We start from the raw sequence: 24,052 nt of genomic DNA on the forward strand, positions 1-24,052 counted from the left end.
CGGGCAGGGGATGGAGCGCGCCGACAGGCGGCGCGCTCTGATGGCTCAGCACAGGATCAGCGTTTCCGGTGTCTGGCTGGTGAGGATTTCCCCACCCTCTTCGGTCACCATGACGGTGTTGGAGATGAAGTAGTCGGCCACGCTGGTGTTGGTGAACCAGGAGTGCGCGTGAACGACCATGCCGACCTCGATCTTGCGGGTCGAGTTCGGGAACAGGCTGGTGACCATCGAACCGCCGGTCCAGCTGGGCGGGAAGCCGATCCCGACCAGGTAACCGCAGTGGTGGCGGTGGTAATCGTTCAGGCCCGCGCTTGCGGCGACATCGTGCCAGGCCTCATAGGCCTGACCCGCTTCATTGCCCGGTTTCAGCGCCTCGCAGATCGCCTTCATCCCGCGAATGGCCAGGTCGACGGATGCCTCGATACCGGCGGGTGCCGAACCGACATAGGCAAGCCGCCCCATCGGCGCCTGATACTTCCGGTAGGCCGCGCAGGTCTCCATGAAGACCGCATCGCCCGAGCGGAAGACCTCGCCGCGCCAGGTGGTGTGCTCTTCGCCCAGCCGCGAGGTGGGGCGGAAGAAGGGGCCGAAGCCGGGGTACTCGCTGCCCGCAAGGATCATCTCCTTGTGGTAGGCGGCGGAGACTTCGTAATCCGATGCGCCGTCTTTCAACGCCTCGATCGCCGCAAGCGTGCCCATGTCGACCGCATGCGCCGCCTTGCGCGTATAGGACATCTCGAGCGGCGATTTCACCAGGCGCAGATCGTCGATCAGGCCGGAGGCATCGCTCCACCGGGTGCCCGCGCCGTCGTCCTGAATGCGCTCGGCGTGACGCGGTGTCAGGAACAGGCTGCGTTTTTCAATCCCCACGCGACCGCCCCAGAGCCCGAGGTCCTTCATCGCCTGATGCACGTAGTCGGAAAGCTCTTCGTGGTCCTTGTGGCCGTAGAAGGTGGCGTTTTCGACCTGGTTGTCGAAGGTGATCTTTTCCATCGCGCGGCAGGCAAGGCCCATCTTGCCGTCACGGTTCAGGATCAGGACGTGCGCCGCGAAGAAGCCCCAGTGGTCCATCCCGGTCAGGTAGTAGATGCTCTCGGGGACCGAGATCAGGATCCCGTCGAGGTCGTTCCGCTCCAGCACGGTCCGGGCGCGGGCCACCCGCTCTTGCAACTCTTGCTGCGGAAACGGCTTGTTGATCATGTTCAGATCTTTCATCGTCGTCGGCCTTACTTGCTCAGCAGGATTTCGCGGGGGTACTGGGTGATGTAGTCAAAGCCGGTTTCGGTCACGACGATCGAGTCGCCGATGCGGCCTGCGGTGATGCCGTCGACCGAGATGCCGCCGTCGACCGCAAAGGTCATGCCGGGCTGAAGCACGGTCTTGTCGCCGGATTTGAGTTCCGGCGCCTCAAGGTAGGCGACACCGATGGAGCGACCGGTGCGGTAGCCGGTCTCGTAACCGCGCGACCGGTAGACCTCGTTCGCTGCCGCCGCGACATCCTCGGCAGGCACGCCGGGACGGATGGCGGCAAGGGCGGCCTGCTGCGCATCGATGGCAGCCTGCTGGACCCGGCGGTCCTCGTCGCGCACATCCCCGATATGGAACATGCGGTCGAAGCCCAGCTTGTACTGCTTGAACTGGGCCATGTTGCAGAAGCAGAAATACACCGGGTCCAGCCGCTCGTAGGCGCGGACGCTCGCACGGCGGTGCACCATCGACGCGTCCTTGCCGCTTTGCAGGATCTGCAGGTTGTGGATCATCGGCGATACGAAACGATCCCAGCCCTTGTCGGTCAGGAACCCGGCGGCCTTGCGCGATCCCGCCTCGATCACCGCGATGGCGGATTCATACTCGCGGGCGCCTTCCGACAGCGAGTTGTGCGCGGCTTCCATCATCGCGCCCGCGATCTGGCCAGCCTGCTTCATCACCTCGATTTCAAACGGAGTCTTGATCATCCGGATGCCACCCAGCACCGGCGAAATGTCCAGCAGCGGCACGCCGGGATACCGGTCGTCCAGATGGTTGCGCACGATGGCCGGAATGCTGTTGCGCTCGATGTAGATGGCCGAGGGGTTGTCCCCCAGCGCCCCGGCAAGGGCACGGCCCCATGTCCGTTCGCCGATGTCTTCCCAGGTCCGCACGTCTTCCACCCAGGTCATTTCTGCGACCATCTCGGATTCCATCAGCGGTGTGATCACGATGGGCGCATCGTCCGCATCGACCACCAGCATCGAGGGGCGGTACGAATTCGATCCCGAGATAGCCCCAGAAGCCCGCCAGATAGGCCATCGAGCTTTCGTCGGTGAAGACCGCCTTCTGAATTCCGGCGTCTTTCATGCGACGCTGTAGTTCGGCGGTGCGCTGTTTTGCTTGGTCCAACATTGTTTTTTTCCTTGATCAGAAGGCACAGGGGAGCCGTTGCCCCGCCTCGGCGGGGCATTGGAGAAAGCGTTGAAAGGGCGGTCAGGTCAGTCGAGCAACCCGGGCAGGAAGAGTGAGAATTCCGGCACGAAGGTCACAAGCAGCACCATCGGGACATGTCCGAGCAACAGGAACTTCATCGTCGGGCCGATGTAGGTGGCCAGGGGCTGTCCCGTGACTCCGCCCGCCATGTACAGCAGCGGTGCCGTCGGAGGCGTGATATTGCCAAGACCCAGGTTGGTGCCGACGATGGCCGCGAAATGGATCGGATCGACCCCGATTTCCTGCACCACGGGCAAGAGGATGATCGCCGCCAGGATCCCGCCGGACACATCGTCGACGATCATCCCCATGATCAGCAGCAGCAGATTGATCAGCAGCAGGATGACGATCTTGTTGTCCGACACCGTCAGCAGCATCTCGGCGAATTTCGTCGGGATTTCCGCCAGGACCATCCCCCGGCTCATCACGAACAGGAAGAACAGGATCATCAGGATCGCTCCGGTCAGGCGCGCGGCTTCGACCGTCGACTCGAACAGGGTGCGGAACGGCAGCGTGCGGTAGATCAACATCCCGACGGCCAGCGTGTAGACCAGCGCGATAGAGCCCGCTTCCGTGGGCGTTGCGATGCCGCTGTAGATGCCGCCCAGGATGATGACCGGCATGATGATCGCAAGGCTGGCCCGCTTCCCGGTGCGCCCGATCAGGGCCACGGCCTCTTTCGGGGGCAGCTTGTCTTCGACGCGGATCGTCTTGTTGTTCCTGAGGAAGTAGAAGTTGAGAGCGCAGTAGATGATGGCCAGCGTGATCCCCGGCAGCATGGTCGACAGGAAGGCCTTGGCGACGGATTCGCGGATGGCAACGGCAAAGACGATCATCGGAATGCTGGGCGGGATCATCAGCGCAAGGACCGAGGACACGGCGACCAGGGCCGTGGCATGGCCCGGCGGATAGCCTTCATCGATCATGCGCGGCACCATGATCTTGCCGATCGCGGCAATCGCGGCAGAGGCAGAGCCCGAGATCGCGCCGAACAGGGCGCAGGTCACGACGGTCACGGCGCCAAGCCCGCCTTTCGTGCGCCCGACGAAGGCATTCACGAAGTTCAGCAGGCGTTCCGAGATGCCAGAGGCCCCCATGAGCGTGCCGGACAGGATGAAAAGCGGGATCGCAAGCAGGGAAAAGGTGCTGACCTGCGTGTAGCCAAAACCGGCGTGGAAGGAAATGTCGATGCCCTGCAACCAGCCGAAAGCCAATGCGCCAATGCCAAAGGCAAGGCCGACCGGCACTTCGATAAACAGGAGGACAATAACAAGGGCGGTGGCAATCAGGAACAAGCTCATGTCATGCCACCTTCGATTTGGAGAGCAGTGCGCGGGCCTCGAGAAAGGCCTGAAGCAGGTAATAAAGGCACATCATGCCAAAGCCGAAAACCATGCTGAGATCCCAGAGATATTTGGGAAGGCGCATATAAGAGCTCTTTCTGTTCAGAGATATGTTGAAAGAGGCAAAGTCCCAGGCGAATTTCAGGAATATCACCATCGCGATCAGGCAAATGATCGATCCGAACAAGCGCACCGCAAGCAGGACTTTCTCATTTTTGACGATCAGCGAAAGAAGGCCGCCTTCGATATGCTCGCGGTTGCGGGTCGAATAGGCCATGCCGACGAAATACACCCAGACCGCAAGCATCGGGGCCATTTCCTCGATACCCAGAAAGGGCAGTGAAACCACGTAGCGCATGAAGACCTGCGCGGCCATCAGAAGGCCAAGCGAGATCATTGCGACGAACATCACGACACGCATGAGCCAGGCGATGCCGGCCTCGGCCTGATAAAGGCCGCCCAGCCCGGTGTACGGCGCAGTCCGGCGGTCCTCGGCGTCCGGCACCGGAGCGATCGCCGGGGGCGACAGGATGCCGTCCAGGCTGTCGGTGTGATGCAGTTCTTTCATGTGACCCCCCGTTAGTCGCTGCGGGGCGCGAGCTTGATGACCGCGCCCCGGCTTCGGTATTACTCGATGCCTGCGGCTGCCTTGATTTCAGCCATGATTTCGGACCCGATCACCCCTTCCATGTAGGGGTATTCGGCGGCCACGATGAGGCTCTTGTAGGCTTCAAGCTGCTCGGGTGTCAGTTCGACCACCTCGATGCCTGCGTCGCGGATCTGCTCGAACCACTTCGGGCTTTCGGCTTGGGCGCTTTCCCAGGCCCAGGTCGTGGCTTCGTCCGCGGCGGTCTTGATCCAGCCTTGCTGCTCTTCGGTCAGGCCGTCGAACCAGCGCTTGTTCGCATTCCAGAAGGTGTGCTCGAAGTTCTCGCGGGTGAACACATAGGTGCTGATGACGTCCTTGAAGATCAGGACTTCGGAGGGCGGGGAATAGGCCCGGCCATCGATGGCCCCGGTCTGCAGCGCGGTGTGAACCTCGGAGAAGGCCATCGGCACCGGCGAGAAGCCGGTCGCCCTGTACCGCTCGATCGCCATCGGCTGACCGGGCACGCGCATCTTGAAGCCCTTGGCATCGTCGGGGAAATTGGTCGGGACATCGACGCCCTTGCGCACCACGAAGCCGGTGAAGTCGGTCGGGATCGTGCCAAGCAGTTCCATGCCCATGTCGTTCATGATGCCGTTGTAGACGCCGGCCATCACCGAACCCGGGCCGTAGACCTGCTTGCCGGTCTCCCAGTCCTCTGCAACGTATCCCAGGATCGAGACGTCCCAGCGCGGGTCAAGCTCGGAGTGGTTCCAGGACATCGTCATCTGAACGGCGCCCTGCGCGACCTGCTCGACGATGGAGGTCCAGTCGCCAAGATCCCCGCCGGGGTGATGGGACACGGTCATCGTGCCGCCCGACAGCTCGTCCAGGCGAGCGCTGAACTGTTCGGCCACTTTGTAGAAGATATGCTCCTGGTCCATCACATGGGCCAGAATGATCTCCTCGGCGGCGGCGCTGGTCGCAGAGGCTCCTGCGAACCCAAGCGCGAAAACGCCCGCCCTTACAATTTTCGACAGCTGCATGCTGCTGCTCTCCCTATCAGTGAATTCTTCGCCTCGGCCTGCCGTAGCGTATCGACACACCTACACGGAACCGTTACGCTGCATACAGCATGCGCGTCAAATCCTTTTTTTACGCAAGAATCAGCGGATTTGACCCAGCAAACCTGAGAGGATGCATACAGCATGACTTGCAATTCAGATCTGGGTGAGCTTTTCGACGACGGTCGTCATCCGCGCGCCAAGCTTGGCTTCGTGCTGCTTTCCACAGAGCGCACCATCGAAGACGACATGTTCCGCTTGCGCCCCTATGGCGTCGGCGTTCATTTCACAAGAGCTTACAACAAAGATGACATTTCCGTCGAAACGCTGAGCAATCAGGTCGATGATCTGGCCAGGGCTGCCAGCACCTTGCTGCCCGACGGCAGTCTCGACGTGGTGTGTTATGCCTGCACCTCGGCAAGTCTCCTGATCGGAGAGGACAGGGTGATCGGCGAACTGTCCAGGGGCGCGCCGTCCGCCCGGTAGACCACTTTGATTTCGGGCGTTTTGCGGGGGCTCGAGGCCCTGGGCGTGCGCCGGGTTGCGGTGGCGACCCCCTATCTGGACGAAATCAATGCGCGCGAAGCGGACTACATGGAAGATGCAGGGTTCGAGATCAGCGCCATTCGCGGCCTGAACCTCGACAAGGATGCAGATATGGTGCGCGTCAGCCCCCGGGCCATCGGGCGCCTTGCCGCCGCGGTCGACCGACCGGATGCCGAGGCCGTCTTTGTCAGCTGCGGCGCCTTGCGAACACTTGATATTGTTGAAGAACTTGAGAAAGAGTTGGGCAAGCCGGTTATCTGCTCAAATCAGGCGATGATGTGGGATGTGCTGCGCCTTGCCGGTCTGGATGACCGGATCGAAGGATACGGCACCCTGCTGCGGGCGCATTGAACCCGCATGTGAAGAGGCCGCGCGCCGATGTTGTGTACGAGAGGGCAGAAAGACACGATGACCACAGAAACGCAGAAAATGGATGCGGCAACCATACAGCGCATCCTGCTGGAACGAATCTGCCTCCTCGAATACCGGCCCGGTGACCAGCTCAAGGAAGCGGCGCTGGCCTTGGAACTGGGCGTGAGCCGCACGCCGATTCGGGACGCGCTCAATCGCATCAGCCATCTCGGCCTGATCGAGTCGCGCAATGGCGTGGGAACGGTGGTCGTCGGGCTGACGCAGGAACAGCTGCGCCATGTGTACGAAGTCCGGCTGGAACTGGCCTGCCTGATCGGCAAGCTGTCACCGATCGTCCCGAACGCCGAGCATTGCGCGGCGCTCAGGGTGCTGCTGGAGCGGGCGACCGAACTGGCCGAAAACGTCGCCCCCGACGAGTTCGTGAAGATCAATCACGAGCTGAACGAGACGGTGGCCTCGATGATCGGCAATTCCTCGCTGCGCTCGATCTGGCTTCAGGTCTATGTGCAGGCGGCAAGCACCTGGCATCGGTTGGCCGAGACCATCGGCGGGGATGCGACGCAGGCGCTGGTCGAGGAATTGACCGCCCTGCTGACGGCGGCGGAACGGGGCGATTCCGATGCCATCGGGCACGTCCAGCGGATCTACATCGGCTACAGCTTTCGAAAGCTTCAGGAGATCGGGCTGATCTGACGGCAGGGGCCAATCCCGGGCGCGGGCTGCGGCCCCGCCCTATGCCGCGGGCACCGAGGCGCGCCTGTCGATCGAGGGAGGCTCGTTGAACAGCGCCCGATAGGCCTCGGTGAAGTGCGACTGACTGCCAAAGCCCACCATCTGCGCGACTTCGCCCAGCGACAGCCTTGTGGTCCTGACCAGCTCCCGCGATGTTTCCAGCCGCATCCGGCGGTACTGGTCCATCATGCCGATCCCCAGCGCCTCGGTGAACAGGCGCCGAAGGTGACGTTCCGAAACGCCGACCAGCCCGGCGATCTGCTGTTGATCCAGCGGATCGGCGATATGCGTCTCCATCAGTTCGAGCGCCGCGCTCACGGGTTTCGGCAGCGTCCCGTAGCGCGATGCGGTCGAGGGCTTTTGCGGTGTGTCCGTCGGCCTGATCTCGGTCTGGATGAACCAGTCCGAGATGCGCCGGGCAAAACGCGTGCCGTGGTCCCGCGCGATGATCGCATACATCATATCGAGGGGCGCGGAACCGCCGGCACAGGTGTATCGGGTGCGGTCGATCACGAACAGCCGCCGCTCCAGCAGCCAGGATCCCGGCATTGTGGCGAAGGCTTCGTAGTGGTGCCAATGAACCGTGAAGCGGTAGCCGTCCAGCAGGCCCGCCTTTGCCAGGATAAGCGACCCGCCGGAAATGCCGCCCATGGCGACACCGGCGTGATCCGCCCGACGGAGCCATCGAAACAGCACCGGGTCGCGAACGGTTTTGTTGCCGCCGCCCGCGACGACAAGGATCAGGTCGAAGTCGGGCGCCACATCGGCGAAATGCCGGGACGCAAAGCTCGCACCCATGCCGGTGCCCGCGCTGTCTGGGTGCGTGCGCAGAAGCGAAATCTCGTACAGCGCCTGGGTCGAGAACATGTTCGCGGCGCGCAGCGGCTCCAGCACCGATGACGTGGACAACAGGGTGAACCCATCCACCAGCAGCACGGCGATTCGTATTATGGCCACCTGAAAACCCCGGCTTCCACGATTGTCCGATTTTCGACAGCATCAGGCCGAAGGGCAAAAGACATAGGCGGCGCCCATCCCTAGAACAATACCGAAAAAGGAGCGCGGCTATGAAATTTTCTGGCTTCAAAGTGGCGAAAGAGGCTTTGACCGGCCACAAGGGGTGGAAGCCTTTGTGGCGCAATCCCGAACCCAAAAAGTCCTACGATGTGATAATCGTCGGCGGCGGCGGTCACGGGCTGGCCACCGCCTATTACCTTGCGACGCAATATGGCCTGACCAACATTGCCGTTCTTGAAAAGGGCTGGCTGGGTTCGGGAAACATCGGGCGCAATACAACCATCGTCCGCTCCAATTACCTGCTGCCCGGTAACCAGCCGTTCTACGAGTTCTCGATGAAACTCTGGGAGCGGCAGGAGCAGGATCTCAATTTCAACTCGATGATGAGCCAGCGGTCGGTGATCAACCTCGCCCATACAGACGGTCAGCGCGACGCGTTTCGTCGGCGCGGCAATGCCATGCAGCTGTCCGGCGCCGGTGGCACGCTGTTGTCGCGTGACCGGCTGCGCGAGATGCTGCCGTTTCTCAACTTCGACAACGCGCGTTTTCCGATCAAGGCGGGCCTCATGCAGAAGCGCGGCGGCACCGCGCGTCACGACGGGGTGGCCTGGGGCTATGCGCGGGCGGCGGACCTGCGCGGCGTCGACATCATCCAGAACTGTGAGGTCACCGGATTCCGGACCCGGGCCGGACGCATGGTCGGCGTCGAGACCGCGCGCGGCTTCATCGGGGCGAAGAAGGTCGGCGTCGCGGTTGCGGGCTCGTCCTCGCGCGTGATGGCGATGGCTGGCATGCGGCTTCCGATCGAAAGCCACGTCATGCAGGCCTTCGTGACCGAAGGGTTGAAGCCGACGCTTCCGGTACGTGATTTCCTTCGGGGTCGGCCATTTCTACATCAGCCAGTCCGACAAGGGCGGGCTGGTCTTCGGCGGCGACATCGACGGCTACAACTCTTATGCGCAGCGTGGCAACCTGCCGATTGTCGAGGACGTCATCGAAAGCGGCATGGCGCTGATGCCGATGATCGGGCGGGCGCGGCTGCTGCGCAGCTGGGGCGGCGTCATGGACATGTCGATGGACGGCTCTCCGATCATCGACCGCACCCATATCGACGGGCTCTTCTTCAACGGCGGCTGGTGTTACGGCGGCTTCAAGGCGACCCCGGCCTCGGGCTACGCCTTTGCGCATCTGCTGGCCACCGGCACCCCGCACGAGACTGCGACGGCCTACCGGATGGACCGTTTCGCACGCGGCTATGTCATCGACGAAAAGGGCGTTGGCGCCCAACCCAACCTGCACTGAGGAGACAAGAATGCTGATCCCTCATCCGCTTCTCGGGCTGCGCGACAGCCAGGAATTCACCTATCTCGGCGATGCCAGCCTGATGAACCGGCCGGACCCGGTCGCCGACAATGCCGAGGCCGCGTTTTGCGACTACGTGTACCTGCGCGACAACCCCGCCGGGATCCATCGCGAGCTTTGGTACCACGAGCAGGGCGACCGGTCCTGGCTTGTCGTGACCCGCAACACCGTGACCCACGAAATCCTCGGCGCCGAACTGGCCGCCGACGTCAATCTGCGAGGCTCGAAATGACCCGTCTGACCGGCGGTCACATCGACCGCGACACAGCGCTTCCGTTCCGCTTCAACGGCACGACCTATGTCGGCTACCACGGTGACACGCTGGCCTCGGCGCTTCTGGCAAATGGCGTGCAGCTGGTCGGGCGAAGCTTCAAGTACCATCGCCCGCGCGGGATCTTCTCGGCCGGGTCCGAGGAGCCCAACGCCCTTGTCACCCTGCGCGAGGGCGCCCGCTCGGAACCCAACACGCGCGCGACGGTCACCGAGCTCTTTGCGGGGTTGACGGCCCGGTCGCAGAACCACGTGGGTTCGCTGGGGCGCGATCTTCTGGCGGTCAACGACCTGCTGTCGCCCTTCTTCGCCGCCGGTTTCTACTACAAGACCTTCATGTGGCCCAAGGCGTTCTGGGAAAGGCTTTACGAGCCCGCAATCCGCAAGGCGGCGGGGCTGGGGGCCTTGTCGATGCTGCCCGACCCGGACCGCTACGACAAGGGCTTCCTGCATTGCGACCTGCTGGTCATCGGCGGCGGGGCGGCGGGTCTTGCGGCGGCACTGACCGCCGGACGGGCCGGGGCGCGCGTGATCCTCGCGGACGAAGACTTCCGGCTTGGCGGGCGCCTGCTGGCCGAAAGCGATCCGCTGGATGACGCGCCCGCCGCCGATTGGGTGGCCCGGGTGCAGGCCGAACTCGAAACCCTGCCAAACGTGCGGATCCTGTCGCGGACCACGGTCTTCGGGGCCTATGACCACGGCATCTACGGCGCGGTCGAGCGGGTCGCCGACCACCTGCCAGAGCCGGGCGAAGGAGTCCGCCAGACGCTGTGGCGCATCACAGCGCGGCGCGCGGTGCTGGCCGCCGGGGCCATCGAACGCCACATCCCCTTTGCCGACAACGACCGCCCGGGCATCATGCTCGCCGGGGCGATGCGCGCCTATGTCAACCGATGGGCCGCCGCGCCGGTGCGATCGGCCTCGGATGCGGTGGCGGTGTTCACCAATGGCGACGACGGCCACCGCACGGCGATGGACCTGATCGCCAAGGGCGCGAAGGTGCTGGGCGTCATCGACAGCCGGGCGGATGCGCCACGGTTCGGCGACTACGCCGTCTTCGCGGGCGGCACCGTCACCGGCACGCGTGGCCGCAAGGGGTTGAGCGCCATCGAGATCACGCGAAACGGCAGATCCTCCTGGCACGATGTCGGGGCCCTGGCGGTCTCGGGCGGCTGGAACCCCAATGTCCATCTCGCCTCGCACCATCGCGGGCGCCCGCAGTGGAACGACGAGCTTCTGGCCTTTGTGCCGGGTGACACCGGGCCGAGCGGTCTTGTCGCCGCGGGGGCGGCGGCGGGGCAGGGCAGCGCGGCTGCCGCTTTGACAGGCGGGATGCGCGCGGCGCAAACGGCGCTCTTGGATCTGGGCATCACGGCGCGGGACATCGCGCTGCCCTCTGCTGAGGATCGCGTCATGGCCCAGGCCGCGTTCTGGCACGTGCCCGGCAAGAAACGCGCACTGGGTCGATTTCCAGAACGACGTGACCGTCAAGGACATCGCGCTGGCGCATCAGGAGAACATGCGTTCGGTCGAGCATCTCAAGCGGTGGACGACGCTTGGCATGGCGACCGATCAGGGCAAGACCTCCAATATCTCCGCGCTGGCTGTCATGGCGGAACTGACCGGGGCGACCATTCCCGAAACCGGCACGACGATCTTCCGCCCGCCCTACACCGGCGTTTCGCTCTCGGTGCTGGGCGGCGGCGACACGGGGGCGCATTATCGCCCGCGCCGGCTGACGCCCACGCATAGCTGGGCCGAGTCGCTGGGGGCCGAGTTCGTCGAAGTGGGGCAATGGATGCGGGCGCAGTATTTTCCGCAACCGGGCGAGACGCATTGGCGCCAGTCCGTCGACCGCGAGGCCGGGGCCGTTCGCGAGGGCGTGGGCCTGTGCGACGTCACGACGCTGGGCAAGATCGACGTGCAGGGCACCGATGCCGCAGAGTTCCTGAACCGCATTTACGCCAATACCATGGGTACGCTGAAGGTGGGCAGGGTGCGCTACGGGCTTATGCTGCGCGAGGACGGCACGCTTTACGACGATGGCACCTGCGCCCGTCTGGCCGAGGATCACTATGTGGTCACGACGACCACCGCGAATGCCGGGGCCGTGTATCGCAACATGGAGTTTGCCCGTCAGTGCCTCTGGGCGGACCTCGACGTGCAGCTGATCTCGACAACGGATGCCTGGGCGCAAATCGCGGTTGCGGGTCCGAATTCACGCGCGCTGCTAAGCCGGATCGTCGACGGGTTCGATCTGTCCAACGAGGCCTTCCCCTTCATGGCCTGTTCCGGCCTGACGATCTGCGGCGGGCTTCGGGCGCGGCTTTTCCGGATCTCATTCTCGGGCGAACTTGCCTATGAGATCGCCGTGCCCGCCCGCTATGGCAACGCCCTGGTAGAGCGTTTGATGCAGTGCGGCGCGGATCTGGGGGCGACGCCCTACGGGACCGAGGCGCTTGGTGTGCTGCGGATCGAGAAGGGCCACGCGACGGGCGCCGAGATCACCGGCCAGACAACGGCATCGATGCTGGGGCTGGGCAAGATGGTGTCCGCCAAGAAGGATTCGATCGGCGCGGTCATGTCCCGCCGCGAAGGTCTGGCGAACGAACCGCGCCGCCTTGTCGGTCTCAGGCCGCGCAGCCCGGATATTCAGATCCCCGCCGGGGCGCATCTGTTCACAAGGGGCGACAGGCAGGATCTGCAAACCGATCAGGGCTGGGTCACCTCCGCCTGCTATTCGCCCAATCTGGGAAGCCACATCGCGCTTGGATATCTGGAGAACGGCGATAGCCGTCTGGGCGAGGTGATCACCGCGGCCAACCCTCTGGAAGGGCAGGACTGCGACGTCGAAGTCGTGTCCGCCCAGTTTGTCGACCCCGAAGGAGTGCGCCTCCGTGACTGATCTCATCCCGATGACCGCCCTTGGCGCGACCGAGCCCCGCCGCGAGACCCACGGCGCCCTGACCCTTGTCGAGAACGCCGACCTCGCGCTGGCGTCCCTGACCCTGCGCAGGGGGCAAAGCGCGCCAAGCCCCTTCGGCCTGACCCTGCCCCCCGCCGGGCAGGCGGTTGCGGGCGCCAATGCCGGGGCATTCTGGATCGACCGCGACCAGTGGATGATCGAGGGGCCCGGTCAGGGCGCCTCCGACTTTTGCGCCGGGGTCCTGGCCGAGGCCCCGGCGTGTTCGGTCAGCGAGCAGACCGACGGGTTCACCGCCTTCGAGATCACCTCAAGCGGGGGCGCGGGCTTCGTCGAGCCCTTGCTGGCAAAGCTCGTCAACCTCGACCCGAAGGGCTTCACCCCCGGCAGCGTTGCGCGCACCAACCTCGAACACATGAGCGTCTTTCTCCTGCGCCGGAGCGATGACCATCTGGCCGTGATCGGGATGCGCACCTATGCGCAGGCGCTGTGGCATGCGCTTGCGACGGCGGCACGCGGCTGGGGCGGTCGATGACCGCGCCCCCTGCCGCTGCCACCGCCGGCGCGGGAAAGCCGCCGCTGCGGGCGGCCCGATCCGCCGGCCCTGCGGGCCCGACCCAACCCTAACCCTGACCCACAGACAGACAGACCGCGCCGCCACACGCGCGCGGTCATCGCGGAGAAACCCATGACCAAATACTGCCTGACCGTGACCTGCCCGGCCCGTCGCGGAATCGTCGCCGCCATTTCCACCTTCCTGGCGGAGCACGGCTGCAACATCACCGACAGTTCCCAGTTCGACGACCTCGACACGGGGCGCTTTTTCATGCGCGTGGCCTTCGAGGCGGAAGCGGGGACGACCCTTTCCGAGCTGGAGGGCGAGTTCGCGCAAATCGTCGAGACGTTCTCGATGCAGGCCGCGTTCCACGATGTCGCCCGGAAGATGAAGGTGGTGATCATGGTCAGCCGGTTCGGGCACTGCCTGAACGACCTGCTGTACCGCGTCAGGATCGGCGCGCTGCCGGTCGACATCGTCGCCGTGATCTCGAACCACATGGACTATCAGAAAGTGGTGGTGAACGCGGATATCCCGTTCCACTGCATCAAGGTCACAAAGGAAAACAAACCGCAGGCCGAGGCCGCCATCATGAAGGTCGTCGAAGAGGCGGGGGCCGAACTGATCGTGCTGGCGCGTTACATGCAGGTGCTGTCCGACGAGATGTGCGAGACGATGTCGGGCCGGATCATCAATATCCACCATTCCTTCCTGCCGTCCTTCAAGGGCGCGAATCCCTACAAGCAGGCCTTCGAACGCGGGGTGAAGCTGATCGGCGCCACCTCGCACTACGTCACCGCCGACCTGGACGAAGGCCCGATCATCGAACAGGACATCATCCGCGTGACGCATGCCCAGTCCGCATCCGACTACGTCTCGCTTGGCCGGGATGTCGAGGCGCAGGTGCTCGCCCGCGCGATCCACGCCCATGCCAATCATCGCGTCTTCCTGAACGGCAACAAGACCGTGGTGGTGCCCGCAGGCCCCGGTTCCTACAGCTCGGAGAAGATGGGCTGACCCGACGCCAGGGCCGCAACCGGTCATCAAGCGCGTCAGGCGCAGGATCCGGGCCCACAGACCGGCTTCCCCGCGCCCGGCGGCGGGGGGGCTGTGTGACGTCGATGCGGTGGGCGGCGCGGGGGCGGACAGCCGCGCGCCGCCCGGGGCGCAGGCCGGGGCCGGGTGGCGGAATGCCCTCGCACCCGGCAGAGACCTTGGATAGAAGCCGGGGGGCGACGCATTGCGGCGCCTTTTTTGCACGGCCCCGCGACGCCACGCGTGTGGCAGGAAGAGGGGAGTGCCCGGTATGAGTATTTTCAGATCCCTTGGCCCGGCGGTTGGCCATACCCCCCCGGCAGAGGCGCTTCGGAACGGGTTCGGGGCCTTCGCCGCGCTTGTGGTCATCGCCGTCTTCGTGCTGTCGCCCCTGGTCGACCTGTCCACCGGGCTGTTCCTCATCGCGCCCTTCGGGGCCACCTCCGTCCTTCTGTTCGCGGTGCCCAACAGCCCGCTGGCCCAGCCCTGGTCGGTGGTCGTCGGCAACACGCTGGCGGCCATCGTCGGGGTCGCCGCCTGCCTCTGGATCCCCGATCCGACCCTGCGGATCGCGGTGGCGGTCGGCGGGGCGATCGTCGTCACCATCCTTGCCCGGGCGGTGCATCCCCCGGCGGGCGCGGTGGCCATGGTGGCCGCCATGAGCCCCGAGACGGTAGAGGCGATGGGGTTCACCTTTGCGCTGACGCCGGTGGCGGCGGGAAGCCTTGCGCTGGTCGCCACGGCGGCGGTCTACGCGCGCCTGACCGGGCGGCGCTACCCGTTCCGCCAGTTCAACGAACCCAACACCCACGGCACGGACGAACCCGGCGCGCTCGAACGGATCGGTCTGGGCGAGGCAGAGCTGACCGCGATCCTCGAACGCTATCGCCAGTCCTTCAACCTGGGCGTCGAGGACCTGGCCCGGCTGATCGGCGCGGCGGAATTGCAGGCCGCCAGCCACGAGGTCGGCCCGCTGACCGCCGCCGACATCATGTCGCGCGACCTGATCACGGTCGGCCCCGGGACCCCGCTGGTCGAGGTGGCAGAGCTGTTCCGGCGCCACCGTTTCACCTCTCTTCCGGTGGTGGCCGAGGATGGGCGGTTCCTTGGGGTCATCTTCCAGATCCACCTGATCTCGCGGGTCAGGGAGGACGCGCTGCGGCTGGACCGGCGCTTTGTCGCGGCCATGCGGCGCCTGCTGGACCCTGCGCGGCGGCAGCCGGTGCGGGCGGGCGACATCATGAGCAGCGCCGGGGCCCGGGTTGCACCGGATGCGCCGCTGACCGTGCTCTTGCCGCTGCTGGCCGAGGGCGAGGCCGATGCCGTTCCGGTCATCGAAGACGACCGGATCGTCGGCATCGTTACGCGGACCGATGCGGTGGCCGCCATGGCGCGCCTATCCATGCGCCGCCCCTGACCTTTCGCGGGGCTTTGGCGGGGCCACGTGGCCGGTAGACTTGAAACCGGGCCGCAAAGCGTCATGTTTAGACCGGCAGGGCCGCTTTGTGCGCAAAGCCGCCTGCGGGTTTCTTGCAGTTGCGAAAGGTATTCTTTGAAGCATCGGATTTTCAGTTTTTTCACGGACTATGTGCTGCCACTTGTACGGCGACCAGACATGATCCAGATCGCGGCCCTGTGTTATCGTGGCGAGGGGGCGGGGCGCGAAGTGCTTCTGATCACCAGCCGGGACACCGGGCGCTGGGTCATTCCCAAGGGCGGACTCATGCGCGGTACGGGACGCCGCAGAGGCCGCGGCAGAGGAAGCCCGGGAAGAGGCGGGCGTGCGTCCCGTCGCGATTCCCGCCGAGGCGATCGGCGAATTCCGCTACCTGAAGACCAAGCGGTCGGGCCTGCCGATCCCGGTCCGGGTTCTGGTCTACCCGATGGAGGTCGCGGGCCTTGAAGAGCGTTTTCCCGAAGCCGGTCAGCGCCGCCTGGCATGGCACGCGCCGCGTGACGCGGCGACACTGGTCGCGGAACCGGGCCTTCGGGAGATATTCGAACGTTTCCATACGGCATCTTCCGACGTCGCCTTGTTGTAAATCTGTTACATTGCCGTTACCCGCGTCTGCGTATTGCGGGAGTGAGTAATGTCGCACAACGATCTGGACCCCAGCCACCTCGAGACACTGGACCGTGACCTCGGACGGCTTTCGACGCTAGAGCAGGCCACGGCCTATGTCAGCCGACCGGTCATCGGGCTGGGAGTCGGGCTGGTCTTCGTGGTCTTCGCCGCGCTTCTGGCGGCGCTGATCTTCGGGCAGGCGAACAACACGCTGGTCGTGGTGATCGCGGCGGCCTTCGGGGCCTACATGGCGCTGAACATCGGCGCCAACGACGTGGCCAACAACATGGGCCCCGCGGTGGGCGCCAACGCGCTGACCATGGGCGGGGCCATCGCCATCGCGGTGGTCTTCGAAAGCGCGGGCGCCCTGATCGCGGGCGGCGACGTGGTCTCGACCATCGCCAAGGGCATCATCGCGCCGGAAAGCATGGGCACGCCCGGCGCCTTCATCACCGCCATGATGGCGGCGCTGCTGGCCTCGGCGCTCTGGGTCAACCTTGCCACATGGATCGGCGCGCCGGTCTCGACCACGCATTCGGTGGTCGGCGGCGTGATGGGCGCGGGCATCGCCGCGGCGGGCTTTGCCGCCGTCAGCTGGGGGCAGATGGGCGCGATTGCCGCAAGCTGGGTGATCTCGCCGATGCTGGGCGGGGCCATCGCCGCCGGGTTCCTGTGGTTCATCAAGTCGAACATCATCTACACCGAGGACAAGATCGCCTCTGCCCGGCGCTGGGTCCCGGTTCTGGTGGGCATCATGGGCGGCGCCTTTACCGCCTATATCGCGCTGAAGGGCCTGAAGCAGCTGGTGAAGATCGACCTCGGCGCGGCGCTGTTGATCGGTCTGGGCGCCGGGGTCCTGATCTGGCTGGTGATGATCCCGGTGATCCGCCACCAGTCCGAGGGGCTGGAGAACCGCAACAAGTCGCTCAAGGTGCTGTTCGGCATCCCCCTGATCGTCTCGGCGGCGCTGCTCAGCTTCGCCCATGGCGCCAACGACGTGGCCAATGCGGTCGGGCCTCTGGCGGCCATCGTGCAGGCCTCGAGCACCGGCGATTTCACCCATGCCTTCGGCATCCCGATCTGGGTCATGGTGATCGGCGCCATGGGGATTTCCTTCGGCCTCTTCCTCTTCGGGCCGAAGCTGATCCGCATGGTCGGCAACCAGATCACCAAGCTGAACCCGATGCGCGCCTATTGCGTGGCGCTTTCGGCGGCGATCACGGTGATCGTGGCCAGCTGGCTGGGGCTGCCGGTCAGCTCGACCCATATCGCCGTGGGCGGCGTCTTTGGCGTGGGCTTCTTCCGGGAATGGGACGCAGAGCGCCGGATGCGCAACGTCAAGGCCGCCGTGCCGAAAGAGATGCGCCCGGCCCCCGAGGAACGGCGGCGGCGCAAGCTGGTGCGGCGGTCCCATTTCATGACCATCATCGCGGCCTGGGTGATCACGGTCCCGGCGGCGGCGCTGCTGTCGGCGGCGATCTTCACGGTGATCCGCGGCGTGCTGGAAGTCTCGTAACCGCCTGCGCGGGGCCTTTTCCCGTCGCGCCGGAGGGGATGTGCGGCCTGCCTGCAAGATGCCTCGCCTCGGGTGGCAGGCGCTGGCAGGCAAGCCGGGTGAGGGCCGGGCGCCAGCGCCTCCGACCGCACCGCCCCAAGGGCTCAACGGCGCGGATGACGGGCAGGGCGCAGCGGCGCTGAGGGCCAGCTATCCGGTCGGAAAACAGGTGCCCGGCCTCGCCGCCGCGGGCGGCGTCAGGGCAGGGGGCGCTAAAGCCGCGTCACGCAGGGGTGGTGCTGTCGGGCGCGGCCCCGCGGGCACACAGGCCCCGAGCCGCCGCCGGATCACGCCCTACCCGCCGATCTGCGCTTTCGTCCAACGCCCCCCTGTGCCGGTCCGCCCCGGGCCGGAGCGGGCCGACAAGCGACGGGCGTCAGAAATCCCAGTCGGCGTCTTCGGTCGCGACGGTCTTGCCGATGACGTAGCTCGACCCAGACCCCGAGAAGAAGTCGTGGTTCTCGTCCGAACCCGGCGACAGGGCCGCCATGATCGCGGGGTTCACCCGGCAGGTCTCGTCCGGAAACAGCGCCTCGAAGCCGAGGTTCTGCAGCGCCTTGTTGGCGTTGTAATGCAGGAAGGCCTTGACGTCCTCGGTCAGGCCCAGCGGATCGTAGAGCTGCTGGGTATAGCGCGCCTCGATGTCGTAGAGGTCGAAGAGCAGCGCAAAGGCAAAGTCCTTCAACTCGGCCCGTTCGGCCTCGGGCAGGCGCTCCAGCGCGCGCTGGAACTTGTAGCCGATGTAATAGCCATGGATCGCCTCGTCCCGGATGATCAGCCGGATCAGGTCGGCGGTATTGGTCAGGCGCGCACGGCTGGACCAGTGCATGGGCAGGTAGAAGCCCGAGTAGAAGAGGAAGCTTTCGAGGAACACGCTGGCGATCTTCTTCTTCAGCGGGTTCGCGGTGGCGTCGTATTCGTCGAGGATCAGGCGGGACTTGGCCTGAAGGTGTTCGTTCTCCGCCGACCAGCGGAAGGCCTCGTCCACCTGAACGGTCTGGCACAGGGTCGAGAAGACCGACGAATAGGACCGCGCGTGCACCGCCTCCATGAAGGCGATATTGGTCAGCACCGCCTCTTCGTGCGGCGTCTGGGCGTCGGGCATCAGGGCCGGGGCGCCTACCGTGTTCTGGATCGTGTCCAGCAGCGTCAGCCCGGTGAAGACCCGGATCGTCAGGGTCTGTTCGTCCTCGGTCAGCTGCGACCAGCTTTGGATGTCGTTCGACAGCGGCACCTTTTCCGGCAGCCAGAAATTGGCGGTCAGGCGGTTCCAGATTTCCAGGTCCTTGTCGTCCTGAAGGCGGTTCCAGTTGATCGCGCGGGGGACGGGGCGGGTGTGGGTCATGTCTTTCATCGTCTCGTTCCTCAAAGCGTGCAGGACACGCAGCCCTCGACTTCGGTGCCTTCCAGCGCGGCCTGGCGCAGGCGGATGTAGTAGATTGTCTTGATGCCCTTCTTCCAGGCGTAGATCTGCGCGCGGTTGATATCGCGGGTGCTGGCCTCGGCGGGGAAGAACAGGGTCAGCGACAGGCCCTGGTCGACGTGTTCCGTCGCCGCGGCATAGGTGTCGATGATCGCCTCGGGGCCGATGTCGTAGGCGTCGCGGTAATACTCGAGGTTCTCGGCGTTCATGTAGGGCGCCGGATAGTAGACGCGGTCGATCTTGCCCTCCTTGCGGATCTCGATCTTCGCGGTGATCGGATGGATCGAGGAGGTCGCATAGTTGATGTAGCTGATCGAGCCGGTGGGCGGCACCGCCTGCAGGTTGCGATTGTACAGCCCGTGCGTCATCACGTCCTTCTTGAGCGCGACCCAGTCCTTCTTGCCCGGCAGCTCGATGCCGAACCGCTTGAACAGCGCCTTCACGGATGGCTGCTCGGGGCGCCAGCTGCGGTCGGTATACTTGTCGAAATAACTGCCGTCGGCATAGGCCGAGGTCTCGAACCCCTTGAAGCTGCGGCCCTTTTTCTGCGCCAGCCGGCAAGAGGCGGTCAACGCGTGGAACAGGATGGCGGCGAAATAGGCGCTGGTGAATTCCACGCCTTCGGGGCTGCCGTACTGGATATGCTCGCGCGCAAGGAAGCCGTGCAGGTTCATCTGCCCAAGCCCGATGGCGTGGCTTTCGTCGTTGCCCTTGCGGATCGAGGGCACCGAGTCGATGGCCGACATCTCGGACACCGCGTTCAGCGCCCGGATCGCGGTGCCGACAGAGGCGCCCAGATCGCCGCCATCCATGGCCCGCGCGATGTTCATGGACCCGAGGTTGCAGGAGATGTCGGTGCCCATGTGCGCATAGCTGAGGTCGTCGTTGAACTCCGACGGCTCGTTCACCTGAAGGATCTCGGAGCAGAGGTTCGACATGGTGATCCGGCCCGCGATCGGGTTCGCGCGGTTCACCGTGTCCTCGAACATGATGTAGGGATAGCCGCTTTCGAACTGGATTTCGGCCAGCGTCTGGAAGAAGGCGCGCGCGTTGATCTTCTTCTTGCGGATCTTCGGGTTGTCGACCATCTCGGCGTATTTTTCGGTCACCGAGATTTCCGAGAAGGCACAGCCGTAGACCCGTTCGACGTCGTGCGGCGAAAAGAGATACATGTCCTCGTTGCGCTTCGCCAGCTCGAAGGTCACGTCGGGGATCACCACGCCAAGCGACAGCGTCTTGATGCGGATCTTCTCGTCGGCGTTCTCGCGCTTGGTGTCGAGGAAGCGCAGGATGTCCGGGTGATGCGCGTGCAGATAGACCGCGCCCGCACCCTGCCGGGCGCCCAGCTGGTTGGCGTAGCTGAAGCTGTCCTCCAGCAGTTTCATCACCGGGATGACGCCCGAGGACTGGTTCTCGATCCCCTTGATGGGCGCGCCGTACTCGCGGATGTTGGTCAGCATCAGGGCCACGCCACCGCCGCGCTTGGACAGTTGCAGGGCCGAGTTGATGCCGCGCCCGATGCTTTCCATGTTGTCTTCCAGCCGCAGCAGGAAGCAGGACACGAATTCGCCCCGCGCGGTCTTGCCGGCGTTCAGGAAGGTCGGCGTCGCGGGCTGGAACCGGCCCGAGAGGATTTCCTCCATCAGCTGCATGGCCAGCGTCTCATCGCCCTGCGCCAGCGCCAGCGCGTTCATCACGACGCGGTCTTCGTAGCGTTCGAGGAACCGCTGCCCGTCGCGGGTCTTCAGCGTGTAGGAGGTGTAATACTTGAACGCGCCAAGGAAGGTCGGAAAGCGGAACTTCTTGGCAAAGGCGGCCTCCCAGATCCTGCGCAGGAAGTCCCGGGGATACTGTTCCAGAACCTGCGCCTCATAGTAACCCTCGTCGACGAGGTAGCCCAGCTTCTCTTCCAGCGAATGGAAGAAGACCGTGTTCTGGTTCACATGTTGCAGGAAGTACTGCCGCGCCGCCATGCGGTCGGCTTCGAACTGGATGTTGCCCTCTGCGTCGTAGAGGTTCAGCATCGCGTTCAGCGCGTGGTAATCAAGGCCTTGGGTCAGGCTGGCGTCAAGCATCGGGTTCCCCAGAAGGTTTGCAGCCCGTCACGAACACGGGCGATGTCGGCGTCGGTCCCCGCGAGTTCGAACCGGTAGAGCACGGGCACGTTGCATTTTCGGGCGATGACCTGTCCGGCCATCGCGAATGTCTCTCCGAAGTTCCGGTTGCCGCTGGCGATCACGCCGCGCAGCAGGGTCCGGTTCGCTTCGATGTTCAGAAACCGGATCACCGGCTTGGCCACCGCGCCGCGCCCCGCCCCGTCCGCGTAGGTCGGACAGATCAGCACGAAGGGCGCGGTCATCAGCGGCGGCGCGGCATCGCCGCGCAGGGGCAGCCGGGTGGCGGGAAGGCCGAGCCGCTCCACGAACCGGGCCGTGTTGCCCGAGCCGCTGGAAAAATAGGCGAGGCCCCCCATGACCGACCGCCCGGCGTCAGGACAGGCGGCTGATCATGTCGGGACGGAACCCGGCCCAGTGCTCGTCGCCCGCGACGACAACCGGCGCCTGCCGGTATCCAAGCCCGGTGACCAGTTCCATGGCCGCGGCGTCCTCGGTCAGGTCGACGAGGCGGAAATCGATGCCGCGCGCGGTCAGGGCGCGGGTGGTTGCGGTGCATTGCACGCAGGCGGGCTTGGAATAGACGGTGATACTCATGCGGTTGTCCCTTTGCCGGTTTGCTGCCTGTGGGCGAAGCGGACACGGGGACAGGGCCAAACGACCTATCCGCGCGCCCGGGCCCTCCGCCGCGGTCGTCGTTCATGCTCTGGCAGGTCTCCTGACTTGCGGCTCAAACGTTTCCTGTCCGCCTTCCCGGTGCCGTCCGACACCAGTGGAATGGACAGAAACTCGCCGTTTACAGTTGCGGGGGCAGTGCCGGACCCTCACCGGCTTCCCTCTTAGCCGACGAGTCACCCCGCCGGAACCAAAGCAACTGCATATTGCGATCCGGGGCAGGGGGGTGTCAATATATTGAAGGTCGTTTTCCGGGGATAAGTCGACGTCCGGTATCGGCAGGGGCTTTTCGGGTCCGTTATCCTGCCTGTCGCCCGGGCGGGAAGCGGCGGGCCGACCACCGGAGGATGCCCCGTCGCGAAGGCCGGGCTGTGGCGCGCCGGGCCCGGCTTTCCGCGCCCGCTGGTCCTGCGGCGAACAGCGCGCATCCACAAGGCCCCCGCCGCCGCGCGCCGGGCATCGGCCAGCATGCTCCGCGGACGGGCTGTCGGGGGTCCATCAGTTCCAGCGCCACCGAATATCCCGATGCGCCAATGCGTTACCCCCTCACGGCCGGGGACCCGCTGCCTTTGCTGTTGCCGCGGAGCGCGATCTCTGTATCTTCCGGCCTGCCACGGTTCCGCAACGGCGGATGAAAAGGGAACGCAGGACGGGGAGACCCGGGCTGCGGCTGCCCTCGCAACTGTAGGCGGCGAGTTCGCGATCGTGCCACTGGCCCCCGGGCCGGGAAGGGATCATCGAACGTCCGAGCCGCGAGCCGAGGAGACCTGCCATGGCAGACGCAACCGCCGACGAGGGGCTCGGCAGGGTGGCAGCCATGGCCATGGGGCCGGACGCCGAAGGGCGCCGGGTCCGGCGCCGTGATGCACCCCAAGAGCACCTCGGGAAACAAAACTGATCGAGGTGATCGCATGTTGTTCAAATCCACCCTCTTCGCCGCGGCTGTCGCGCTGGCGACCTCGGTGCCCCTTTGGGCCGAAACCATCACCGACGATGTCGGTACGCTCGGTCGAGGTCGATCTTCCGATCCAGCGCGCGGTGATCTTCAACCGCTACTCGGTGGAATTCGCCCGCGCCATCGGCGCCATCGACCAGGTTGTCGGCACCGGCGCCAGCACCTATCGCGACCCGGATTACTGGCCCGAGTTCACCGAGGCCGACGTGGTCGGGCAGGGGCAGAACGAACCGAACTACGAGGCGATCATCGCCAAGAACCCCGACCTGGTGATCCTGCCGCGCAATGGCGTCTACGAAGAGGCGGCGCGCCAGCTGGAACCCTTCGGCATCCCGGTCATGGTCATCACCGCCTGGGACACGCTGAAGCATGTCGAGAACGTCGAGCTGATGGGCAAGCTTTTCGGCCGGGAAGAGCAGGCGGCGGATCTGGTGGATTACTACGTCGGCTACCAGACCCTGCTGGCCGAGCGTCTGGACGGTGTCCCGCCGGTGCCTGTCTACCTCGAGGAAAAGCGCCCGCTCGTGACCGTGACGCCGGGGTCCGGCTGGCATGACATGATCGCCGCCGGCGGGGGCGAGAATGTCTTTGGCGATATCGTCATCGAGGATCAGGCGGCCTCGCGCGGGAACGTCAACGCCTTCACCATCGACCCCGAGGAAATCGTCCAGCGCCAGCCGCAGCTGATCGTCAAGCTGGAGCCGGGTTCCTACACCACGATCCCCGAGGCGCAATACGCGACGACATGGGCCGACCTGACCGGCCGCGAGGAAATCCTGTCCTCTCCGGCGGGGCAAAGCGGCAATGTCCACGTCATCAACTACTACCTCGCGGGCGGGTCGTCCAAGATCACCGGCGCCCTGCAGATCGCCAAATGGGCGCACCCCGAGCTGTTCGCCGATATCGACCCCGAAGAGGCGATGCGCCGGTGGATCGAGGACTTCCAGGGCCTGCCCTACCAGCCCGGCATGACCTATCGGGCCGGGTTCTGAGTGG

At 65.1% G+C, this 24,052-nt stretch carries 21 protein-coding genes, 2 pseudogenes and 2 riboswitches; of the genes and pseudogenes, 13 read left to right on the forward strand and 10 right to left on the reverse strand.

Annotated elements, in window-relative coordinates:
• Window positions 1-45: 45 nt before the first annotated feature.
• From ABFB10_RS21205 to dctP, 5 genes are all read right to left on the reverse strand, one after another.
• Window positions 46-1,215 carry a M24 family metallopeptidase gene (locus ABFB10_RS21205; protein WP_347168229.1) on the reverse strand — a complete coding sequence of 390 codons (1,170 nt, stop codon included), beginning with the start codon at window positions 1,213-1,215 and terminating at the stop codon, window positions 46-48.
• Window positions 1,216-1,226: 11 nt separating this feature from the next.
• Complete coding sequence (locus tag ABFB10_RS21210; protein ID WP_347168230.1) at window positions 1,227-2,231, reverse strand: M24 family metallopeptidase; 1,005 nt, start codon at window positions 2,229-2,231, stop codon at window positions 1,227-1,229.
• 237 nt (window positions 2,232-2,468) lie between these two features.
• A complete protein-coding gene (locus ABFB10_RS21215) occupies window positions 2,469-3,764 on the reverse strand; it encodes a TRAP transporter large permease (protein WP_347168231.1) in 1,296 nt (431 codons plus the stop codon).
• Between the two features lies 1 nt (window position 3,765).
• Window positions 3,766-4,374 carry a TRAP transporter small permease gene (locus ABFB10_RS21220; protein ID WP_347168232.1) on the reverse strand — a complete coding sequence of 203 codons (609 nt, stop codon included), beginning with the start codon at window positions 4,372-4,374 and terminating at the stop codon, window positions 3,766-3,768.
• Window positions 4,375-4,433: 59 nt separating this feature from the next.
• Window positions 4,434-5,438, reverse strand: a complete 1,005-nt coding sequence (gene dctP / locus ABFB10_RS21225; protein ID WP_347168233.1) for a TRAP transporter substrate-binding protein DctP — start codon at window positions 5,436-5,438, stop codon at window positions 4,434-4,436.
• 162 nt (window positions 5,439-5,600) lie between these two features.
• On the opposite strand from dctP, the gene ABFB10_RS21230 reads away from it, so the two are divergent.
• Genes ABFB10_RS21230 through ABFB10_RS21240 form a run of 3 tightly spaced genes read left to right on the forward strand, consistent with a single transcriptional unit; the run spans window position 5,601 to window position 7,067 of the window.
• A complete protein-coding gene (locus ABFB10_RS21230; protein WP_347168234.1) occupies window positions 5,601-5,942 on the forward strand; it encodes a hypothetical protein in 342 nt (113 codons plus the stop codon).
• 6 nt (window positions 5,943-5,948) lie between these two features.
• Complete coding sequence (locus ABFB10_RS21235) at window positions 5,949-6,353, forward strand: maleate cis-trans isomerase family protein (protein WP_347168235.1); 405 nt, start codon at window positions 5,949-5,951, stop codon at window positions 6,351-6,353.
• 57 nt (window positions 6,354-6,410) lie between these two features.
• The gene (locus ABFB10_RS21240) at window positions 6,411-7,067 is read left to right on the forward strand and encodes a GntR family transcriptional regulator (protein WP_347168236.1); all 657 of its coding nucleotides are present in this window, start codon (window positions 6,411-6,413) and stop codon (window positions 7,065-7,067) included.
• Window positions 7,068-7,106: 39 nt separating this feature from the next.
• Here ABFB10_RS21240 and ABFB10_RS21245 read toward each other — a convergent pair whose 3' ends face one another.
• Window positions 7,107-8,063 carry a GlxA family transcriptional regulator gene (locus ABFB10_RS21245; protein ID WP_347168237.1) on the reverse strand — a complete coding sequence of 319 codons (957 nt, stop codon included), beginning with the start codon at window positions 8,061-8,063 and terminating at the stop codon, window positions 7,107-7,109.
• A 110-nt stretch (window positions 8,064-8,173) separates the two neighbouring features.
• Between ABFB10_RS21245 and ABFB10_RS21250 the strand changes: the two are divergent.
• The 8 genes and pseudogenes from ABFB10_RS21250 (at window position 8,174) to ABFB10_RS21285 (ending at window position 17,850) form a co-directional block, all read left to right on the forward strand.
• Window positions 8,174-9,425 (forward strand): annotated as a pseudogene (locus tag ABFB10_RS21250) (sarcosine oxidase subunit beta family protein).
• Window positions 9,426-9,435: 10 nt separating this feature from the next.
• Entirely contained in the window at window positions 9,436-9,717 is a 282-nt protein-coding gene (locus ABFB10_RS21255; protein WP_347168238.1) for a sarcosine oxidase subunit delta, read from the forward strand.
• Window positions 9,714-12,660: pseudogene (locus ABFB10_RS21260) on the forward strand (sarcosine oxidase subunit alpha family protein). Before ABFB10_RS21255 ends, ABFB10_RS21260 begins: the two are co-directional and overlap by 4 nt.
• Window positions 12,653-13,213 carry a sarcosine oxidase subunit gamma gene (locus tag ABFB10_RS21265; RefSeq protein WP_347168239.1) on the forward strand — a complete coding sequence of 187 codons (561 nt, stop codon included), beginning with the start codon at window positions 12,653-12,655 and terminating at the stop codon, window positions 13,211-13,213. The pseudogene ABFB10_RS21260 and the gene ABFB10_RS21265 overlap by 8 nt, the downstream one beginning before the upstream one ends.
• A 153-nt stretch (window positions 13,214-13,366) precedes the next feature.
• Complete coding sequence (purU, locus tag ABFB10_RS21270) at window positions 13,367-14,251, forward strand: formyltetrahydrofolate deformylase (protein ID WP_347168240.1); 885 nt, start codon at window positions 13,367-13,369, stop codon at window positions 14,249-14,251.
• Window positions 14,252-14,540: 289 nt separating this feature from the next.
• The gene (locus ABFB10_RS21275) at window positions 14,541-15,686 is read left to right on the forward strand and encodes an HPP family protein (protein WP_347168241.1); all 1,146 of its coding nucleotides are present in this window, start codon (window positions 14,541-14,543) and stop codon (window positions 15,684-15,686) included.
• A gap of 364 nt (window positions 15,687-16,050) precedes the next feature.
• Entirely contained in the window at window positions 16,051-16,311 is a 261-nt protein-coding gene (locus ABFB10_RS21280) for an NUDIX hydrolase (RefSeq protein ID WP_347168242.1), read from the forward strand.
• Between the two features lie 48 nt (window positions 16,312-16,359).
• A complete protein-coding gene (locus tag ABFB10_RS21285) occupies window positions 16,360-17,850 on the forward strand; it encodes an inorganic phosphate transporter (protein ID WP_347168243.1) in 1,491 nt (496 codons plus the stop codon).
• A gap of 415 nt (window positions 17,851-18,265) precedes the next feature.
• On the opposite strand, the gene nrdF is transcribed toward ABFB10_RS21285, so the two are convergent.
• Genes nrdF through nrdH form a run of 4 tightly spaced genes read right to left on the reverse strand, consistent with a single transcriptional unit; the run spans window position 18,266 to window position 22,023 of the window.
• Window positions 18,266-19,243 carry a class 1b ribonucleoside-diphosphate reductase subunit beta gene (gene nrdF, locus ABFB10_RS21290; protein ID WP_347168244.1) on the reverse strand — a complete coding sequence of 326 codons (978 nt, stop codon included), beginning with the start codon at window positions 19,241-19,243 and terminating at the stop codon, window positions 18,266-18,268.
• Between the two features lie 11 nt (window positions 19,244-19,254).
• Window positions 19,255-21,387, reverse strand: coding sequence for a class 1b ribonucleoside-diphosphate reductase subunit alpha (gene nrdE / locus ABFB10_RS21295; protein ID WP_347168245.1), 2,133 nt, complete (start codon window positions 21,385-21,387; stop codon window positions 19,255-19,257).
• Entirely contained in the window at window positions 21,369-21,785 is a 417-nt protein-coding gene (gene nrdI / locus ABFB10_RS21300; protein ID WP_347168246.1) for a class Ib ribonucleoside-diphosphate reductase assembly flavoprotein NrdI, read from the reverse strand. The genes nrdE and nrdI overlap by 19 nt, the downstream gene beginning before the upstream one ends.
• A gap of 16 nt (window positions 21,786-21,801) precedes the next feature.
• Window positions 21,802-22,023: a glutaredoxin-like protein NrdH gene (gene nrdH / locus ABFB10_RS21305; RefSeq protein WP_347168247.1), complete on the reverse strand. Its 222-nt coding sequence runs from the start codon at window positions 22,021-22,023 to the stop codon at window positions 21,802-21,804.
• 94 nt (window positions 22,024-22,117) lie between these two features.
• Window positions 22,118-22,311, reverse strand: a riboswitch (cobalamin riboswitch).
• 387 nt (window positions 22,312-22,698) lie between these two features.
• Window positions 22,699-22,890, forward strand: a riboswitch (cobalamin riboswitch).
• Between nrdH and ABFB10_RS21310 the strand changes: the two genes are divergently transcribed.
• Window positions 22,874-22,999 (forward strand): hypothetical protein, encoded by a 126-nt coding sequence (locus tag ABFB10_RS21310; protein ID WP_347168248.1) that lies wholly within the window; start codon window positions 22,874-22,876, stop codon window positions 22,997-22,999. It overlaps the preceding riboswitch by 17 nt.
• A gap of 95 nt (window positions 23,000-23,094) precedes the next feature.
• A complete protein-coding gene (locus ABFB10_RS21315; RefSeq protein ID WP_347168249.1) occupies window positions 23,095-24,048 on the forward strand; it encodes an ABC transporter substrate-binding protein in 954 nt (317 codons plus the stop codon).
• Window positions 24,049-24,052 lie beyond the last annotated feature (4 nt).

This window comes from Ponticoccus litoralis (genome assembly GCF_039769985.1).
Lineage (GTDB): Bacteria > Pseudomonadota > Alphaproteobacteria > Rhodobacterales > Rhodobacteraceae > Ponticoccus > Ponticoccus litoralis.

Bases quoted from the DNA above. Each gene is read 5' to 3' on its own strand.
- ABFB10_RS21310 (WP_347168248.1), top strand. From the start codon at position 22,874: ATGGCAGACGCAACCGCCGACGAGGGGCTCGGCAGGGTGGCAGCCATG.
- ABFB10_RS21285 (WP_347168243.1), top strand. From the start codon at position 16,360: ATGTCGCACAACGATCTGGACCCCAGCCACCTCGAGACACTGGACCGT.
- ABFB10_RS21315 (WP_347168249.1), top strand. From the start codon at position 23,095: ATGTCGGTACGCTCGGTCGAGGTCGATCTTCCGATCCAGCGCGCGGTG.
- ABFB10_RS21210 (WP_347168230.1), bottom strand. From the start codon at position 2,231: ATGCTGGTGGTCGATGCGGACGATGCGCCCATCGTGATCACACCGCTG.
- nrdH (WP_347168247.1), bottom strand. From the start codon at position 22,023: ATGAGTATCACCGTCTATTCCAAGCCCGCCTGCGTGCAATGCACCGCA.
- dctP (WP_347168233.1), bottom strand. From the start codon at position 5,438: ATGCAGCTGTCGAAAATTGTAAGGGCGGGCGTTTTCGCGCTTGGGTTC.
- ABFB10_RS21215 (WP_347168231.1), bottom strand. From the start codon at position 3,764: ATGAGCTTGTTCCTGATTGCCACCGCCCTTGTTATTGTCCTCCTGTTT.
- ABFB10_RS21220 (WP_347168232.1), bottom strand. From the start codon at position 4,374: ATGAAAGAACTGCATCACACCGACAGCCTGGACGGCATCCTGTCGCCC.
- ABFB10_RS21255 (WP_347168238.1), top strand. From the start codon at position 9,436: ATGCTGATCCCTCATCCGCTTCTCGGGCTGCGCGACAGCCAGGAATTC.
- ABFB10_RS21230 (WP_347168234.1), top strand. From the start codon at position 5,601: ATGACTTGCAATTCAGATCTGGGTGAGCTTTTCGACGACGGTCGTCAT.
- nrdE (WP_347168245.1), bottom strand. From the start codon at position 21,387: ATGCTTGACGCCAGCCTGACCCAAGGCCTTGATTACCACGCGCTGAAC.
- purU (WP_347168240.1), top strand. From the start codon at position 13,367: ATGACCAAATACTGCCTGACCGTGACCTGCCCGGCCCGTCGCGGAATC.
- ABFB10_RS21275 (WP_347168241.1), top strand. From the start codon at position 14,541: ATGAGTATTTTCAGATCCCTTGGCCCGGCGGTTGGCCATACCCCCCCG.
- ABFB10_RS21205 (WP_347168229.1), bottom strand. From the start codon at position 1,215: ATGAAAGATCTGAACATGATCAACAAGCCGTTTCCGCAGCAAGAGTTG.
- ABFB10_RS21240 (WP_347168236.1), top strand. From the start codon at position 6,411: ATGACCACAGAAACGCAGAAAATGGATGCGGCAACCATACAGCGCATC.
- nrdI (WP_347168246.1), bottom strand. From the start codon at position 21,785: ATGGGGGGCCTCGCCTATTTTTCCAGCGGCTCGGGCAACACGGCCCGG.
- nrdF (WP_347168244.1), bottom strand. From the start codon at position 19,243: ATGAAAGACATGACCCACACCCGCCCCGTCCCCCGCGCGATCAACTGG.